The organism is Arthrobacter sp. AZCC_0090, assembly GCF_014207375.1.
GTDB lineage: Bacteria > Actinomycetota > Actinomycetes > Actinomycetales > Micrococcaceae > Arthrobacter.
Window position 1 is genome coordinate 511,973 of sequence record NZ_JACHEE010000001.1, and the last position, 15,924, is coordinate 527,896.

Consider the following 15,924-nt stretch of genomic DNA (forward strand, 5'->3'; position numbering starts at 1 on the left):
GATGCGTTGGATCATAGGCATCAGCCTCAAATTCAGGACGGTGGTTGTTGCCTTGGCCTGCGCAGGGATGCTGTTGGGCTCCGTCCAGTTGAGCTCAGCGTCCATCGATGTTTTTCCGGAATTCGCGCCCCCGCGCGTGGAAATCCAGACCGCCTGCCTAGGCCTGACCGCGCAGGAAGTGGAAGAGCTGGTCAGCGTCCCGATCGAGGCTTCCCTGAGCGGCATGCCCGGCCTGGACGAGCTGCGCTCCAAGTCCGTGCCCCAGCTGTCCTCGATCGTGCTCGTCTTCAAGCAGGGTACCGATCTGCTGAACGCCCGCCAGGTGGTCTCTGAACGGATGGCGGCAGTGACCTCCGCTCTGCCCACCTGGGCGGCTCCGCCGGTCATGCTTCAGCCTTTGTCGTCGACGAGCCGCGTGATGAAGATCGGCATGACCTCCGCCAACCGGTCGCTGATCGAGATGTCCATGCTCTCTTACTGGACGATCCGCGCCCGGTTGCTCCGGGTGCCCGGGGTGGCCAACGTCGCCATCTGGGGTGAACGGCTCCAGATGCTGCAGGTCCAGGTGCAGCCGGACCGGCTCAAGGCCGAAAACGTTTCCCTCAACGAGGTCATGGAAGTCACCGCCGGAGCCGTGGACGCCGGCCTACTGAAGTATTCCCCCGGCCGGTTCATCGGTACAGGAGGCTTTATTGACGGTCCCAACCAGAGAATGGGCGTCCAGCATGTCCAAGCGGTTTCCAGCCCCGAGGACCTTGCGCAAGTCACTATCAGGGAAAAGGACGGCGTCGCGCTGCACTTGGGCGACGTGGCCAAGGTCGTGGAGGACCACCAGCCGCTCATCGGCGACGCGGTGATCAACAACGGGCACGGGCTCATGCTCATCGTCGAGAAACTCCCCTGGGGAAACACCCTCGATGTGACGAAGGGAGTTGAGGACGCCCTCCGCCAGCTCCAGCCAGGGTTGAGTGGAATCACCTTTGACACCACCATCTTCCGTCCGGCGAGCTTCATCGAGGAGGCGATTTCCAACCTCAGCCTCGCTCTCCTCCTGGGCTGCCTATTGGTAGTCATGATCCTCGGTGCTTTCCTCTTCCAGTGGCGGACAGCGTTGATCAGTCTCGTAGCCATTCCGCTCTCCCTCCTGACGGCGGCGCTCGTCCTGTACTTCACGGCGAGCTCCATCAACACCATGGTCCTGGCGGGGCTGGTCATCGCAGTGGGTGTCGTCGTCGACGACGCGATCATCGACGTCGAAAACATCATGCGCCGGCTCAGACAGCACCGGGCCCTGGGCGGCGAGGAATCAACGGCCTCGGTGGTGCTCAGGGCCTCCTTGGAAATGCGAAGTCCCATTGTCTACGCGACCTTGATTATCGTCGTCGCGGCCGTTCCCATTTTCTTCCTCGACGGACTGACCGGTGTCTTTTTCCGGCCGCTGGCTGTCTCCTATACCTTGGCCGTCCTCGCCTCGATGCTTGTCGCGCTGACGGTGACACCGGCGCTGGCACTGATTCTGCTCGGCAAGGCGAAACTGGAGCAGCGCGATCCTCCCCTGGTCCGGGTGCTCAAACGCGCATATCACGCCGCTTTGTCCCGAACCATGAATCGGCCCCGCTACGGCTACGCCTGTTTCGGCGCCATCGCGCTGGCGGGTCTGGCGATCGCTCCCCTGATGGGCCAGTCCTTGTTCCCCACCTTCAAGGAACGCGACTTCCTGATGCACTGGGTCTCAGAGCCCGGCACATCGGCAGCAGAGGAATACCGCATCTCACAACGGGGCTGCGAGGAGCTCCTCAAGGTGCCCGGAGTCCTGAACTGTGGAACACACATAGGCCAAGCGTTCACCGCAGACGAGATCGTCGGCGTCAACGCCGGGGAAAACTGGATCAGCATCGACCGCCACGCTGACTACGAAAAAACGGTGGCAGCTGTCCAGGAGGTTGTCGACGGCTATCCGGGCCTGCACCGCGACGTCCAGACCTACCTGAAAGAGAGAATCGAAGAGGTCCTGACCGGGGCCAGCGAACCAATCCTGGTCCGGGTCTACGGGGATGACCTGAACGTGCTTCGGGACCAGGCCCAAAAGATCAAATCCATCCTTGACCACATCCCGGGCACCAATGAACCCCATGTTTCCCTGGAAGTCGAGGTACCGCAGATTACGGTCAAGGTGGACCTTGCCGCGGCGCAAAAGTACGGGCTGAAACCCGGCGACGTCCGGCGGGCAGCCGCGACACTCGTAGCCGGGGAAGAGGTAGGCGACGTCTTCCGGGACGGACGTGCCTATGACGTGCAGGTTTGGAGCACACCTGAGACCCGCGCCAGCGTCACCAGCATCGAAGACCTGCCGCTCGACACCCCCAGCGGACAGCGCGTCCGGCTGGCCGACGTCGCCGCTGTCCGTGTGCAAGCGACACCCAACCTCATTGACCGCACGAACGGATCCCGCCGCGTTGAGGTCGGTTCCTTTATCGATCAGGGGGCGGACCTCGGGACAGTTGTCCGCACGCTACAGGAACGCCTCGAAGAGATGAACCTGCCGCCCGGCTATAGCGTCCAACTCCTCGGTGAGTACACGGAACGCCAGGCGGCCACCGAACGCCTGACGATCTTCGCCATAGCGGCCCTTGCACTGATCTTCCTGTTCCTGCAGGCATCGTTCCGGAGCTGGCGGCTGGCCCTGCTTGCGCTGCTGACGCTCCCGATAGCCCTGGTCGGCGGGGTTTTCGCCGCCTACATCACCGGCGGGGTCCTCTCGCTCGGCTCACTCGTCGGGTTCCTCACGGTCATGGGCATCGCAGCCCGCAACGGGATCCTGCTCATCAGCCACTGCCAGCATCTGGAAAGGAACGAGGACGAAGCCTTCGGCCGCGCGCTCGTGTTGCGCGGAGCTGCGGAACGGCTTTCCCCGATCCTCATGACCACCTTGGCTACCGGACTTGCCCTCGTGCCCTTGGTGGTCATGGGAAATATCCCGGGCCATGAAATCGAACACCCGATGGCCGTGGTCATTCTGGGCGGACTCGTCACGTCCACACTGCTCAATTTGTTCATTGTTCCTTCGCTCTACCTTCGCTTCGCCAAAGCAGGGTCCATCCCGAGCGGAGCTTCACGCGTGGCGAGGAAGGGATCGGCGCTAATTTCCCGGAGATTCAGGCGAATGATTCCTTCCCGAGCTCAGGAAACTAGCTAGCCAAGTGTGTCTGCCGGAGTCGTGCACCGGCGACGGCACTATTTTGTCGGTGCCTCCTGCGATGCTGTGGGTATGGACGGAAGGACAGCCAGGATTACGGACAGCAGGGCCGTGGAGGCCGTTGCCGCGTCCGTTGCCGCGCTTGCTGCCTTCACCGGCTCCGCTGGTTCCTCCGAAAGACACCGATCCGACACGCACCTGGCGGGAACGCCACCACCGGGTCAGCATCGAAGAACGCCACGCCAAAAGAACCTCGGACCGGCGGGTCGAATACCTCCCGGACCGTGACGGCATGGCATGGATCTCCACCTTCCTCCCGGCAGCCACCGCGGCCGGGATCTGGGACCGGACCACCGCCGCCGCCCGCCCCCTCCAAAGCCCGGCCGAAACCCGGACCCTCGCCCAGCTCCGCGCCGACATCACCGCCACCTGGCTCCTCACCAACAACACCCCCGGCGCCACCGCCGCAATGCCCGACGGCGGCCTGCCCGACGGCGGCACGGGAGCCGGCGGGGCGGGGCGTGTCCCGTCCCCTGCGGGCGCAGGTCCTGGTCACCGTCCCGGTCCTGTCCCTGCTGGGCGCCACGGACGAACCGGCTATGCTGGACGGCTACGGGCCCATCCCGCCGTCCATCGCCCGCCGCCTGGTCACCGACGGCGCCGACTCCCTCCACCGCGTCCTGACCGACCCCCGTGACGGCGCCCCGCTGGAAATCGGACGCACCAGCTACCGCATCACCAAGGCCATGCGCCAATGGCTCCGGCTCCGCGACGGCAAATGCCCCCTCCCCGGCTGCAACAACCACTCCCTCGACAACGAAGCAGACCACCTCCTGGCCTGGGCCCACGGAGGCACCACCGGCATCTCCAACCTCGGCCAACCCTGCCCCAAACACCGCCGCCTCAAACACCGGTCCGCATGGAGCCCCACCACGGCCAGCAAGCACAACCCACCAGGGTGGACATCCCCCTCACAACGGCACTACCCCACCGAACACCAGGACTGGGAACCACCCCACTGGCCACCCCACATCCCGATCACGACCACCGACACACACCCGGACCAAGACCTGCCAGACCTGTCCCCGGACCCCTTCCCCGACTGGCACTCATTCACAGCCGCACATCCATGGCCTGCCGCCGGCACGGACAATCCGCGCCGGCCTGCCCAACTGAAGGACCCCCTCACGGAACGCGGCGCGTTCCAAGGTGCCTGAAGATGAACTCCTGACAATGGTGCGACCAGTACTCGCAGCTTCAATCCGTTTCGTCGGGAGTATTGGGAGCGACGTCTGGCTCGAGGCCGTTGTCTCTCAGATACCTCAGCGCACGCTCGATGGCGTCGATCTTCCGCTTCAGGTCCTTGATTGCCGGTGCCGACTCGTCGGAGAACTCGTCGAGCCGCTCATGTTCACGCCGCACCTCGATCTCGGTCTCAACCAGGTTTCTCCACGCGGCCCGATCTTGATCGAGGTGTTGCCGTTGCCGCAGAATTGCCACTGTCAGTTGGCGAGTAACGACAGCTTCGAGAGTTTCAACACTGGTTTCTGGGCTGGCAAGGCTGAAGGCGATGCCGCCGCCACCCGCAGTGATGAGGGTTCCCGCTGTCAAGAGGCCCCCGACCATACCGCCGGGCCCAAAGGTGGCCAGTGCGCTGGTGATCGCTGCAGCTCCGGCAAGACCGGCGCCCGCAGCAAGCGCTAGGCCGCCAGTAGCCACGACAATCGCCGCCGCGCCGGCACCCAGTGCGCCCCATTTGATCCAGTTCACTCCTCGGCCGCCGCTGAGTGCCTCCTGCGCACGTTTGGCGGCCGTGAATACATCGGCGCCATACTGCAGGAAGGCTGGAGATCCAAAGTGGTCATTCGGCTATCGGCCAATCTTCGCGAGCGCTTTCCCGAGGCTCGGGGTTTCTCGCCCCGCAACCTGCGCTACATGAAGGCATTTGCTGCCGCGTGGCCGGACATCTCAATGTTGCAGACGGCGTCTGCAACATTGAGGCAGAGCCACCATGTGCTGCTGCAGGAAAAGCTCAATGACCCGGGGACCAGGCTGTGGTACATGGCTGCCGCCGTCGAAGAAGGTTGGTCCCACAACGTCCTGGTCTACCAGATCGACACCCGGCTGCACGAACGTCCCGGCAAGGCGATAAGCAACTTCCGGGCGACCTTGCCGCCGTCGGATTCAGATCTTGCGCAGCAGTCTTTCAAGGACCCGTATGTCTTCGACTTTGTCGCCATGACGGGCAAACGGAACGAGCGCGAGCTCGAAGGCCAGCTGGTCCTGCACGTTGAAAAGTTCCTGCTGGAACTCGGCCAGGGCTTCGCCTTCGTGGGCCGGCAGGTCCGGCTAACCATCGGCGAGGACGAGTTCTTTGCGGATCTGCTGTTTTACAACTTCAAACTGCGCTGCTTCGTGGTGGTAGAACTCAAGGCCACAGCGTTCAAGCCCGAACCTTGGCCAAATCAATATGTACATGTCTGCCGTGGACGATCTTCTGGCCCACGCGGAGGACAAGCCGACCATCGGCTTGCTGCTCTGCAAAACTAAGAACAACGTCGTAGCCGAATACTCTCTCCGTGGCTTCGCCAAACCGATCGGCATTGCCGAATGGGAGGCCGAGATTGTCAAATCGCTACCCGAAGAGTTTGCCTCCACACTACCCAGCATCAGCGAACTCGAAGCCGAGCTTTCGCAAAACATCACCACCGAAACGGTCAACCAGGGGGAATCACCGTGACGTCAATCCCAGCAGTTAAACCCGTCCTCGGTCTTCTGCCACTCGCAGTAGCCCTCCGCCGGACCAGCGCCCGGCGTTTGACGGCAGTCTTGCGGAACGAAGGCTTGTCCGCCCGTGGAGCCGAAGTGTCGGTAACCCCCGCTGGACCTCGGCCGGGCTCATGCACGGGACGCTCTTGATCCGCACGAAAAATGAGGTACTCCCTCGCGCGCGTTCTGATGTTGCGAACGATGAGCAAGGGACTGCATCAACTGTTGATTTAACAAACGGCTCAAGAAAAGGTCCAAGGGTGCGACCAAAGCCCGAACGCCCTCCCATTGTGGGCCGACACGGTTTGCCTTAAGCGTGAGCTGTTCAGGACGCCTCCGCTTCAGCCTCGCTGCCCTTTGCGCCGTCATCATCTGACGGTTTTTTGAACGAGTCCAAAACGGAACGAGCACGAGGTAAAGGGCCAACCACCAAATGTAGACCCCAGCGGCACCGTTGGCGGAACTGGAATCGCAGAGGCGATGCAGTAGGTCGTTGCGTAGGTTCGAACCCCTAGGGTCTACAAGCGTTGCTCGGAACGCAAATTCAATGTCCTCATCGAACACGCCATGCTCCTTCGCCAAGTCCAGCAATGGGCCGAAAGTCTTCTCCGCTTCGGTCCCATCCGGGTCAATCGATGTCGTGGCTACCTCACGAGACTTGAGGTGGAAGCAGATGAGATTTTCAATTTGGGGAATCAGCAGGTGGCTACTCGTAACGAAATCCCAGTCAAACCCCGCAGCATGGCCCAGGGCAAAGATCGCTTCGCGTCCTGGGGGAACAGCAGGTGATCGCCTAGCAAGCTCATCCAGTAGCTCTTTGCGGATCCAGTCCTCCTCGGAAATAGACCTAAGAGCCGGGGCTATGGCTCTCTGAACGAGGCTTCCAATAAACATCTGGTGGCTGGTGACTACATGAGAAGCTACGACGTGTTCCGCGGAAGAGGTCGCAAGGGCAGGAACTTTGTACGCGACGCGACCACCACTTGTGATGGTGGATCTTCCGAATATGTCAGCAATGGAACCCTTTGCCACGCGTTCATTTTGCAGGTCTGCGAGCTGCTGCACCGAAGGAATCGGTGCCACGCTAATTAACCCAATATGGGCTGACATCGTGTCCTTGCCTTGAACACTGGCCTCGGCAGTTCGGGCAATGTCACTTAGGTCGATGGACCCGCTTTCGATAAGTTCGAATTCCTCGGTTGCACGAAGGGAATACTCACGATGTAACCCGCGAATTTCAGCCAGCCTCGCTTCCAGACCCCGCTCTTCGCGATACTTGTGTGAGGTTCCTCTCTAGAGCTGGATGGCAGACTCAAGGTGGTAGGCCGCCACCATGAAACTTGGGTTATCTCCGCCGGCGCGTTCACCGCTTTCCGTGACTGCAGCCTCCTGCTCTTGCTCAGATACCGCGAAATTGCTCAGTTACGTCGGAGTCTCACACCGATCTAAAACTCCCAGTCCTCGTCCTCAGTATTAACAGCCTTGCCGATCACATAAGACGAGCCAGACCCCGAGAAGAAGTCGTGGTTCTCATCAGCATTGGGTGACAGGGCCGACAGGATGGCCGGGTTCACGTCGGTGACGGAGGCCGGGAACATGGCCTCGTAGCCGAGGTTCATCAGGGCCTTGTTGGCGTTGTAGTGCAGGAACTTCTTGACGTCCTCGGCCAGGCCGACGCCGTCATAGAGGTCGTGCGTGTACTGGACTTCGTTTTCGTACAGCTCGAAGAGCAGCTCGAACGTGTAGTCCTTGATTTCCTGGCGCTTCTCCTCGGAGACCTTTTCGAGGCCCTTCTGGAACTTGTACCCGATGTAGTAGCCATGCACGGCCTCATCGCGGATGATCAAGCGAATGAGGTCTGCCGTGTTCGTGAGCTTGGCACGGGAAGACCAGTACATCGGAAGGTAGAACCCGGAGTAGAACAGGAAGGATTCCAGCAGTGTGGAAGCCACCTTGCGCTTCAGGGGATCGTCGCCCTGGTAATAGTCCATGACGATCTGCGCCTTCTTCTGCAGGTTCTCGTTCTCGAGGGACCAGCGGAAGGCGTCGTCGATCTCCTTGGTGGAGCACAGGGTCGAGAAAATCGACGAATACGACTTCGCGTGCACCGACTCCATGAAGGCGATGTTGGTGTACACGGCCTCTTCGTGCGGGGTGATCGCGTCCGGGATCAAGGAAACGGCGCCCACGGTGCCTTGGATGGTGTCCAGCAGGGTCAGACCGGTGAATACGCGCATGGTGAGCTGCTGCTCGTCCGGCGTGAGGGTGTGCCAGGACTGGACGTCGTTGGACAGCGGCACCTTCTCCGGCAGCCAGAAGTTGTTGACCAGTCGGTTCCAGACCTCCACGTCCTTATCATCCTGGATGCGGTTCCAGTTGATTGCTTCGACGTGGCTAAGCAGCTTGACCTTCTCGGTCATTTCGTCCCCTTAACGTATGTGTTCTTTAAGGTAAGCGTACGACGCCGGGCGCTCACCCGGCGTCGTACTCTTCAGTTTTGAGGCGCGGCGGCTGCCGCAAATAAACAACCGTTATCGGTTACAACATGCAGGAAACGCAGCCCTCAACCTCAGTCCCCTCCAGCGCGAGCTGGCGGAGGCGGATGTAGTAGAGCGTCTTGATGCCCTTGCGCCATGCGTAGATCTGAGCCTTGTTGATGTCACGCGTGGTGGCGGTGTCCTTGAAGAACAGCGTCAGAGACAAGCCCTGGTCCACGTGCTGCGTGGCGGCGGCGTACGTGTCGATGATCTTCTCGTAGCCGATCTCGTACGCGTCCTGGTAGTACTCCAGGTTGTCGTTGTCGAGGTACGGAGCCGGGTAGTAGACGCGGCCGATCTTGCCTTCCTTGCGGATTTCGATCTTGGCGGCCACCGGGTGGATCGACGACGTCGAGTTGTTGATGTAGCTGATGGAACCCGTGGGCGGGACGGCCTGCAGGTTCTGGTTGTAGATGCCGTGCTCCATGACGGAAGCCTTCAACTCACGCCAGTCATCCTGGGTGGGGATGTGGATGCCGGCGAAGAGCTCGCGCACGCGCTCGGTCTCCGGGGTCCACTCCTGCTCGGCGTACTTATCGAAGAACTCGCCACTCGCGTAGGTGGAGTTCTCAAAGCCGCCGAAGGGCTGGCCGGTCTCGATGGCCAGCTTGTTCGAGGCACGGAGGGCGTGGAACAGCACCGTGTAGAAGTAGATGTTGGTGAAGTCCAGGCCCTCTTCGGAACCGTAGTGGACGTGCTCACGGGCAAGGTAGCCGTGCAGGTTCATCTGGCCGAGGCCGATGGCGTGGCTCTGGGCATTGCCCTGCGCGATGGAAGGAACCGAGTTGATGTAGGACATGTCCGACACCGCGCTGAGGGCACGGATGGACGTCTCGATCGACAGGCCGAAGTCCGGGGAATCCATGGTCTTGGCGATGTTCATCGAACCAAGGTTGCAGGAGATGTCCTTGCCAACCGTCTCGTAGCTGAGATCCTCGGCGTAGATGGACGGCGTGGAAACCTGGAGGATCTCCGAGCACAGGTTGCTCATGGTGATCTTGCCGGCGATCGGGTTGGCCCGGTTCACGGTGTCCTCGAACATGATGTACGGGTAGCCGGACTCGAACTGGATCTCCGCGAGGGTCTGGAAGAACTCGCGGGCGCTGATCTTGGTCTTCTTGATCCGGGAGTCGTCCACCATCTCGTAATACTTCTCAGTGACCGAGATGTCAGAGAACGGGACGCCGTAGACCCGTTCGACGTCGTACGGGGAGAAGAGGTACATGTCCTCGTTCTTCTTGGCCAGCTCGAACGTGATGTCCGGGACCACGACGCCGAGGGACAGCGTCTTGATGCGGATCTTCTCGTCGGCGTTTTCCCGCTTGGTGTCCAGGAAGCGGTAGATGTCCGGGTGGTGGGCGTGCAGGTACACGGCACCCGCACCCTGGCGGGCACCGAGCTGGTTGGCGTAGGAGAAGCTGTCTTCGAGGAGCTTCATGACCGGGATGACGCCGGAAGATTGGTTCTCGATCTGCTTGATCGGGGCGCCGTGCTCGCGGATGTTGGTCAGCGAGAGGGCTACGCCGCCGCCGCGCTTGGACAACTGCAGCGCCGAGTTGATGCCGCGGGCGATCGACTCCATGTTGTCTTCGATGCGCAGCAGGAAGCAGGAGACCAGCTCGCCGCGCTGGGCCTTGCCGGCGTTGAGGAACGTGGGCGTGGCCGGCTGGAAGCGGCCGTCGATGATTTCGTCGACGAGGCGGCTGGCAAGTTCTTCGTTGCCGCGGGCAAGGTGCAGGGCAACCATGCAGACGCGGTCCTCGTAGCGCTCCAGGAAACGCTTGCCGTCGAAGGTCTTGAGCGTGTAGGAGGTGTAGAACTTGAAGGCGCCGAGGAAGGTCTCGAAGCGGAACTTCTTCTTGTAGGCGCGGTTGAAGAGGTCGCGGATGAAGTTCATCGTGTACTGGTCGAGGGTCTCGCGCTCGTAGTACTGGTTCTTGACCAGGTAGTCCAGCTTCTCTTCCAGGTCATGGAAGAAGACGGTGTTGTTGTTCACGTGCTGCAGGAAGTACTGGTGCGCGGCCTCGCGGTCGGCTTCGAACTGGATCTCCCCGTTCGGACCGTAGAGGTTCAACATGGCGTTGAGCTCATGGTAGCCAAGGCCCTTATAGGCCTCCGGCAATGGCTTCTTGACCTTGGCGGTGTCCACAGCGCCCTTGGTTACTTCTGTGTCTGCGACAGTCGTGTCCAAAACTTTTCCAATCCTTGATTGACCCGGTCAACATCTTCCGGAGTCCCCATGAGTTCGAATCGATAAAGAAGCGGAACCCGGCATTTGGTGGCGATGATGTCTCCCGCCATGCAGTAGTTTTCCGCGAAGTTGGTGTTTCCTGCTCCGATGACGCCGCGGATCAGTTCCCTGTTCTGCGGGTTGTTCAGAAACCTGATGACTTGCTTGGGCACCGATCCTTCGCCATTCGTACCGCCATACGTAGGCAGCACAAGGACGAAAGGTTCCAGCGCGAGCAGCGGCGCGTCCTTGGCATGGAGCGGGATGCGTGCCGCGTCGACGCCGAGCTTCTGGACGAAGCGCTTGGTGTTCTCAGATGTGGAGGAAAAGTAGATGAGGTGACTCCGCGTGCTGACAGCTTCAGCCGCTACTTGTGCAGGTGCTGTTGCCAGCGCTGCCATGGGAGTCACCTCGACTACATTGGAATACTTTGTTGTTGTGGCGAAGGACCGGAAGACCTAGGCCACGGAAGCGGCAGCCAGTGCCAGCTCTTCGATCTTGTCCGGACGGAATCCTGACCAGTGATCCTGCTCGGTCACCACGACGGGAGCCTGCATGTATCCAAGGGCCTTCAGGCGCTCAAGGGCCTCGGCATCCTGGGAGATGTCGACACTCTGGTAGGCGATGCCCTTCTTGTCGAGTGCACGGTAGGTTGCGTTGCACTGAACACAGGCCGGCTTCGTGTAAACCGTTACAGTCATGGTCCCTGTCCCCTTTGTTGAAGTCTTTGCTCTTCGTATTGGCAGGCCCCGACCGGAACTGATTCCTCCGATACTGGCCCGCTGGCCGCCAAGGCGGCCAAACGCTCTATTCATGTCTTGTGCTGGTTTCCCGCTCAATCCGTAAATCGATACTACATGTAGTGCAAGCGCCTCAGCGGAACCCCAAGATGATGTATTACAAGTATGTCATTTTACGCACCGGTAGTCCACAGGCAAAGGGGGTAAAAATGTCCGTGAATCCGCCAAATCCGGAGACGTAATCCACACCCTGTGGACTACTTAGCCACATTTAATCGTCAGCGTGTCGCGTGGATCCCGGCGTGTCGCAGGATCCTGCAAACCCTGTTTCGTGAGTCGCCCGCCACACTCCAGGGGGCTCACCAGACACATCAACAGCAGGAGCGGAGACCGAATTCACACGGCTATGCTGGCTGGGCACGGATTTCGGCCGGCACCAAGCCTAAGGATCACCGATGGTCAACCTTCTCCACCTCCGGACGCTGCTTGAGGTCACGCGGCTCGGCTCTTTCGCGGCTGCCGCCACTCGGCTCGGTTACACCGCCTCGGCCGTATCCCAACAGATGTCAGCGCTGGAACGGGACACAGGCGTCGAACTCTTCCACCGTTCCGCGCGCAGCGTTGTTCCCACCGAAGCCGCCCTCACCATGGTGCGCCATGCGTCGAAGGTGCTCACCGACGTCGAAACCTTGCTCGCGGCCGCCTCAAGGAGCACGGACTCCCCCGCGCAGGAGCTCCGGTTGGGCATCTTCCCGAGCCTGGCCACGTACGTACTACCGGACATCCTGCGGAACCCGCGGTGGAACAAACTGGGGATTGAACTCCGCGTGTGGGTGGCTGAACCTTCCCAAACCATCCAAGGACTGCGCAGCGGCGGCGAACTGGATCTCGCGCTGGTGTATCAGGTGGGCCAGTCCGGGCTCGCGTGGCCGCACACCTTGGAACGGCAATGGATCGGCGACGACGACTTCCGGGTGGTGCTCCCCGCGTCCTGGGGAATTCGGGAGGACGCCGAAATGCAGGCCTCGCAGCTCTCCGACATGCCATGGATCATCCATCACCCGGGCACCAGCGACGCCGTCGTGATCGAGCGGCTGTTTGCCAGCTGCAATCTGCACCCGCGCGTCGTCGCCTACAGCGATGACTTCCACGCGAGCCTCGAGATGGCCGCCGCGGGGCTCGGTGCCGCGCTGGTGCCGGAACTGGCGCTGCGGCACCGGCCGCACGGCGTCGTGGTCCTGGACGTCCCGGACATCCGCCTGGCCCGCAACGTGTTCGCACTGCTCATCAACGAGAAGCGCACCGCACAAGTGCAACTCTTCACGGAACTGCTGGCCGACACGCTTCGCGGGAGCCCGGCGGCAGTCCGGGCCGGCGGCCCCGCGGTGATGCCCAAAACGACGCAAAAGTCAACGCCCAAACCACGGACTTGAAATCTTTCAGGATGCTGGAACACGCCGCTTGTTTGGGGCTATCTTGAAGACATGAGCAAGGTAGCGAGCAAACATTTTGGGGAAATCGAGCTCAACCACGGGCGGGAACACTGCTACGTGGCTTCTCACGAGCTCGCAGGAAATCCCCTCGAACTGGACCTGAACGTCGCGGCGCACGACCACTTCGACGAGAAGGCCCTCCACAAGGTGGACTACCGCCTGGGCTACCTCCCTGAGTTAGTGGACCAGGTCCGGGACATGATTGCCGAGGAGCTGGACCAGGACGGCACCAACTCCCAGCAGTTCCTCCACTTCCACTCCACGCAGCTCAAGGAAGAGCAGCTGGAGGCAGTGTTCGGCGTCCGGGAGAAGGCCCAGCTCACCAAGGACGTCTTCCTCAAGGCCCTCAAGCTTGGCCATGTGGCGATTTACCCGGGCCAGCCGGAGCGCTACTTCGTCCTCGATTTCACCTTGGGCTCGCACTTCACCGACGAGCTCCTGGTGGTCGCTGCGGACGAGGACGGCGTGGTGGACGACGAAATCCTCTGGGAGTCCTGACACAGGAGAAAAGGGTACGACGGCGGCCGGTCACCTTTCGAGGTGACCGGCCGCGTCGTTTGTACTACGTGAGCGCTACTTGGCTGCTTCCAGCAGTCCTGCGCGGACCGTCTTGGTGGCCTTGACCAGGTTGCGCAGGGACTCTTCAGTCTCGGCGTAGCCACGGGTCTTCAGGCCGCAGTCCGGGTTGACCCAGAGCTGGCGGGACGGAACGTGCTTGACGGCGGTGGCCAGCAACTCGGTGACTTCAGCTTCGCCCGGGACGCGCGGCGAGTGGATGTCGTAGACGCCCGGACCAACGCCGCGGCCGAAGCGGTGCGCTTCGAGGTCGTGGACAACCTCCATGCGGGAGCGCGCTGCCTCGATGGAGGTCACGTCGGCGTCGAGGCCGTCGATCGCGTCGATGATCACGCCGAACTCCGAGTAGCAGAGGTGGGTGTGGATCTGGGTTGCGTCGGCAGCACCGGCAGTGGCCAGGCGGAAGGAGTCAACGGACCACTTCAGGTAGGCGGCGTGGTCAGCCTTGCGCAGCGGCAGGAGTTCGCGCAGTGCGGGCTCGTCCACCTGGATGACTTTGATGCCGGCAGCTTCGAGGTCGGCGATCTCGTCACGCAGCGCCAGGCCGACCTGGTTGGCGGTCTCGCCCAGCGGCTGGTCGTCGCGGACGAAGGACCAGGCCAGGATGGTGACCGGACCGGTGAGCATGCCCTTCATCGGCTTGCTAGTGAGGGACTGCGCGTATTCGGCCCAGGCAACCGTGATGGGAGCCGAGCGGGTAACGTCGCCCCAAAGGATGGACGGACGGGTGCAACGGGAGCCGTAGGACTGGACCCAGCCGTGGACCGTGACGTCGAAGCCTTCCAGGTTCTCGGCGAAGTACTGAACCATATCGTTGCGCTCGGGCTCGCCGTGCACCAGGACGTCGTAGCCGAGCTCTTCCTGCAGCTCGACGACGCGCTTGATCTCGTCCTTCATGAGCTGCTCGTACTGCTCGTTGGTCAGATCGCCCTTGTTGTTGCGGGCGCGGGCCGAACGGATTTCCGAGGTCTGCGGGAAGGAACCGATGGTGGTGGTGGGCAGCGGCGGCAGGTGCAGCGCTTCTTCCTGGGCGGCTTCGCGGACCGAGTACTCGGAGCGGTTGAAGTCGGCCTCGGTGAGGGCTGCGGTGCGGGCACGGACATCGGCGCGCTGGACGCCTTCGGCGGTGGCGCGGGAGGCGATCACGGCGGAAGCTTCGTCGATGGCGGCCTGAGCCGAAGCCGGGTTGGCCAGGTAGTCCGCAAGGGTCTTGACCTCGACGGCCTTCTGGTCAGCGAACGCAAGCCAGCTGCGCAGCTGCTCCGAGAGCTGGGTCTCCTCGGCCGTGTCGTGCGGAACGTGCTGGGTGGAGGTGGAGGTGCTGACGGCGAGCTTGCCGGCTGCGGCCTTCAGTTCGTCGAGCTTTGCCGCCGAGACGGCGAGGTCGTTGCGCCAGATGTTGTGGCCGTCGACGACGCCGGCAACCAGGGTCTTGTTACCGAGGCCGGCCAGGGCTGCGGCGGACGGGACCGCACCCTTGAAGACGTCGATGTGCAAGGCGTCGATGTTGGTCGCGGCAAGGGTGCCGAGCTGGCCATCGAGGGAACCGTACGGGGTGGAGACGAAAAGTTGCGGGCGCTCTGCGGCACCGGAGAGGACCTCGTAGGCACGTGCGACGGCAGCCTGGATTTCTGCGGCCGGAGTGTCCTGGTCAACAACCAGGGCCGGCTCGTCCAGCTGGATCCAGCTGGCGCCAGCAGCGGCCAACTTCCCGAGCAGTTCAACGTAGACCGGGAGAACGTCCTCGAGGCGGGACAGCGGAGCGAAGCCTGCGGGGGCATCGTCCGAAGCCTTGGAGAGGAGCAGGTAGGTCACCGGGCCGACGATGTACGGACGGGTCTCGATGCCGTTCGCCAGGGCGAACTCGAATTCCTCGACGATGCGGTTCGAAGCGAGCTTGAAATCGGTCTCCGGGCCGATTTCCGGAACGAGGTAGTGGTAGTTGGTGTCGAACCACTTGGTCATTTCCAGCGGCTGCTGTTCCTTGTTGCCGCGGGCCAGGGTGAAGTAGCCATCGATGTCGAGCTGGCCTTCGGCGCTGAGCAGTTGGCCGAAACGGGCCGGGACGGCGCCCAGGTGTGCGGTGGCGTCGAGCACCTGGTCATAGTAGGAGAAGGTGCCCGGAACAGCGGCGGCTTCGTTGAGGCCGAGTTCCTGGAGTCGCTTGGCAATGGTCAGCTGGATGTCCTTGGCAGCGGCGTCAAGGGCAGCAGCGTCGATCTTGCCAGCCCAGTAGGCTTCAACGGCCTTCTTGAGTTCGCGACGGCGGCCGATGCGCGGGTAGCCGAGGATCGAGGCTGCGGGGAATTGAGTGGTGTTCTGATCAGTCATGGGAGTTTCCTTCGGGCAGTAGGTGCAAATCGAGGTGTCTAGGGGTAGCGGA

Annotated in this window: 10 protein-coding genes and 2 pseudogenes; 5 read left to right on the forward strand and 7 right to left on the reverse strand. The window is 61.9% G+C overall.

What is annotated here, in order from left to right; all coding sequences use genetic code 11:
- Position 1: 1 nt before the first annotated feature.
- Entirely contained in the window at positions 2-3,196 is a 3,195-nt protein-coding gene (locus tag HNP00_RS02420; protein WP_184735490.1) for an efflux RND transporter permease subunit, read from the forward strand.
- A 163-nt stretch (positions 3,197-3,359) separates the two neighbouring features.
- Positions 3,360-4,413, forward strand: a pseudogene (locus HNP00_RS02425) (DUF222 domain-containing protein); the annotation flags it as partial.
- A gap of 40 nt (positions 4,414-4,453) precedes the next feature.
- Here HNP00_RS02425 and HNP00_RS02430 read toward each other — a convergent pair.
- Complete coding sequence (locus tag HNP00_RS02430) at positions 4,454-4,966, reverse strand: hypothetical protein (RefSeq protein ID WP_184735492.1); 513 nt, start codon at positions 4,964-4,966, stop codon at positions 4,454-4,456.
- A gap of 87 nt (positions 4,967-5,053) precedes the next feature.
- Between HNP00_RS02430 and HNP00_RS02435 the strand changes: the two are divergent.
- Positions 5,054-5,936 (forward strand): annotated as a pseudogene (locus HNP00_RS02435) (YhcG family protein).
- A gap of 158 nt (positions 5,937-6,094) precedes the next feature.
- Here the strand turns inward: HNP00_RS02435 and HNP00_RS02440 are convergent.
- The 5 genes from HNP00_RS02440 to nrdH all read right to left on the reverse strand — a co-directional run bounded on the left by HNP00_RS02440 (position 6,095) and on the right by nrdH (position 11,433).
- A complete protein-coding gene (locus tag HNP00_RS02440) occupies positions 6,095-7,075 on the reverse strand; it encodes a DUF4209 domain-containing protein (protein ID WP_184735495.1) in 981 nt (326 codons plus the stop codon).
- A gap of 335 nt (positions 7,076-7,410) precedes the next feature.
- The gene (gene nrdF, locus HNP00_RS02445) at positions 7,411-8,385 is read right to left on the reverse strand and encodes a class 1b ribonucleoside-diphosphate reductase subunit beta (RefSeq protein ID WP_059389329.1); all 975 of its coding nucleotides are present in this window, start codon (positions 8,383-8,385) and stop codon (positions 7,411-7,413) included.
- A 118-nt stretch (positions 8,386-8,503) separates the two neighbouring features.
- Positions 8,504-10,651 carry a class 1b ribonucleoside-diphosphate reductase subunit alpha gene (gene nrdE, locus HNP00_RS02450; RefSeq protein ID WP_311770482.1) on the reverse strand — a complete coding sequence of 716 codons (2,148 nt, stop codon included), beginning with the start codon at positions 10,649-10,651 and terminating at the stop codon, positions 8,504-8,506.
- A gap of 11 nt (positions 10,652-10,662) precedes the next feature.
- The gene (nrdI, locus tag HNP00_RS02455) at positions 10,663-11,133 is read right to left on the reverse strand and encodes a class Ib ribonucleoside-diphosphate reductase assembly flavoprotein NrdI (RefSeq protein WP_184735497.1); all 471 of its coding nucleotides are present in this window, start codon (positions 11,131-11,133) and stop codon (positions 10,663-10,665) included.
- A 57-nt stretch (positions 11,134-11,190) separates the two neighbouring features.
- A complete protein-coding gene (nrdH, locus tag HNP00_RS02460) occupies positions 11,191-11,433 on the reverse strand; it encodes a glutaredoxin-like protein NrdH (RefSeq protein ID WP_028267421.1) in 243 nt (80 codons plus the stop codon).
- Positions 11,434-11,927: 494 nt separating this feature from the next.
- On the opposite strand from nrdH, the gene HNP00_RS02465 reads away from it, so the two are divergent.
- Both HNP00_RS02465 and HNP00_RS02470 read left to right on the forward strand, forming a co-directional pair.
- Complete coding sequence (locus tag HNP00_RS02465) at positions 11,928-12,905, forward strand: LysR family transcriptional regulator (protein ID WP_260404714.1); 978 nt, start codon at positions 11,928-11,930, stop codon at positions 12,903-12,905.
- Positions 12,906-12,956: 51 nt separating this feature from the next.
- A complete protein-coding gene (locus HNP00_RS02470; RefSeq protein WP_184735500.1) occupies positions 12,957-13,463 on the forward strand; it encodes a DUF2004 domain-containing protein in 507 nt (168 codons plus the stop codon).
- Positions 13,464-13,538: 75 nt separating this feature from the next.
- On the opposite strand, the gene metE is transcribed toward HNP00_RS02470, so the two are convergent.
- The gene (gene metE, locus HNP00_RS02475) at positions 13,539-15,872 is read right to left on the reverse strand and encodes a 5-methyltetrahydropteroyltriglutamate--homocysteine S-methyltransferase (RefSeq protein ID WP_184735502.1); all 2,334 of its coding nucleotides are present in this window, start codon (positions 15,870-15,872) and stop codon (positions 13,539-13,541) included.
- Positions 15,873-15,924 lie beyond the last annotated feature (52 nt).

Bases quoted from the DNA above. Each gene is read 5' to 3' on its own strand.
- metE (WP_184735502.1), bottom strand. From the start codon at position 15,872: ATGACTGATCAGAACACCACTCAATTCCCCGCAGCCTCGATCCTCGGC.
- nrdH (WP_028267421.1), bottom strand. From the start codon at position 11,433: ATGACTGTAACGGTTTACACGAAGCCGGCCTGTGTTCAGTGCAACGCA.
- HNP00_RS02470 (WP_184735500.1), top strand. From the start codon at position 12,957: ATGAGCAAGGTAGCGAGCAAACATTTTGGGGAAATCGAGCTCAACCAC.
- HNP00_RS02420 (WP_184735490.1), top strand. From the start codon at position 2: ATGCGTTGGATCATAGGCATCAGCCTCAAATTCAGGACGGTGGTTGTT.
- HNP00_RS02465 (WP_260404714.1), top strand. From the start codon at position 11,928: ATGGTCAACCTTCTCCACCTCCGGACGCTGCTTGAGGTCACGCGGCTC.
- nrdF (WP_059389329.1), bottom strand. From the start codon at position 8,385: ATGACCGAGAAGGTCAAGCTGCTTAGCCACGTCGAAGCAATCAACTGG.
- HNP00_RS02440 (WP_184735495.1), bottom strand. From the start codon at position 7,075: ATGTCAGCCCATATTGGGTTAATTAGCGTGGCACCGATTCCTTCGGTG.
- nrdI (WP_184735497.1), bottom strand. From the start codon at position 11,133: ATGGCAGCGCTGGCAACAGCACCTGCACAAGTAGCGGCTGAAGCTGTC.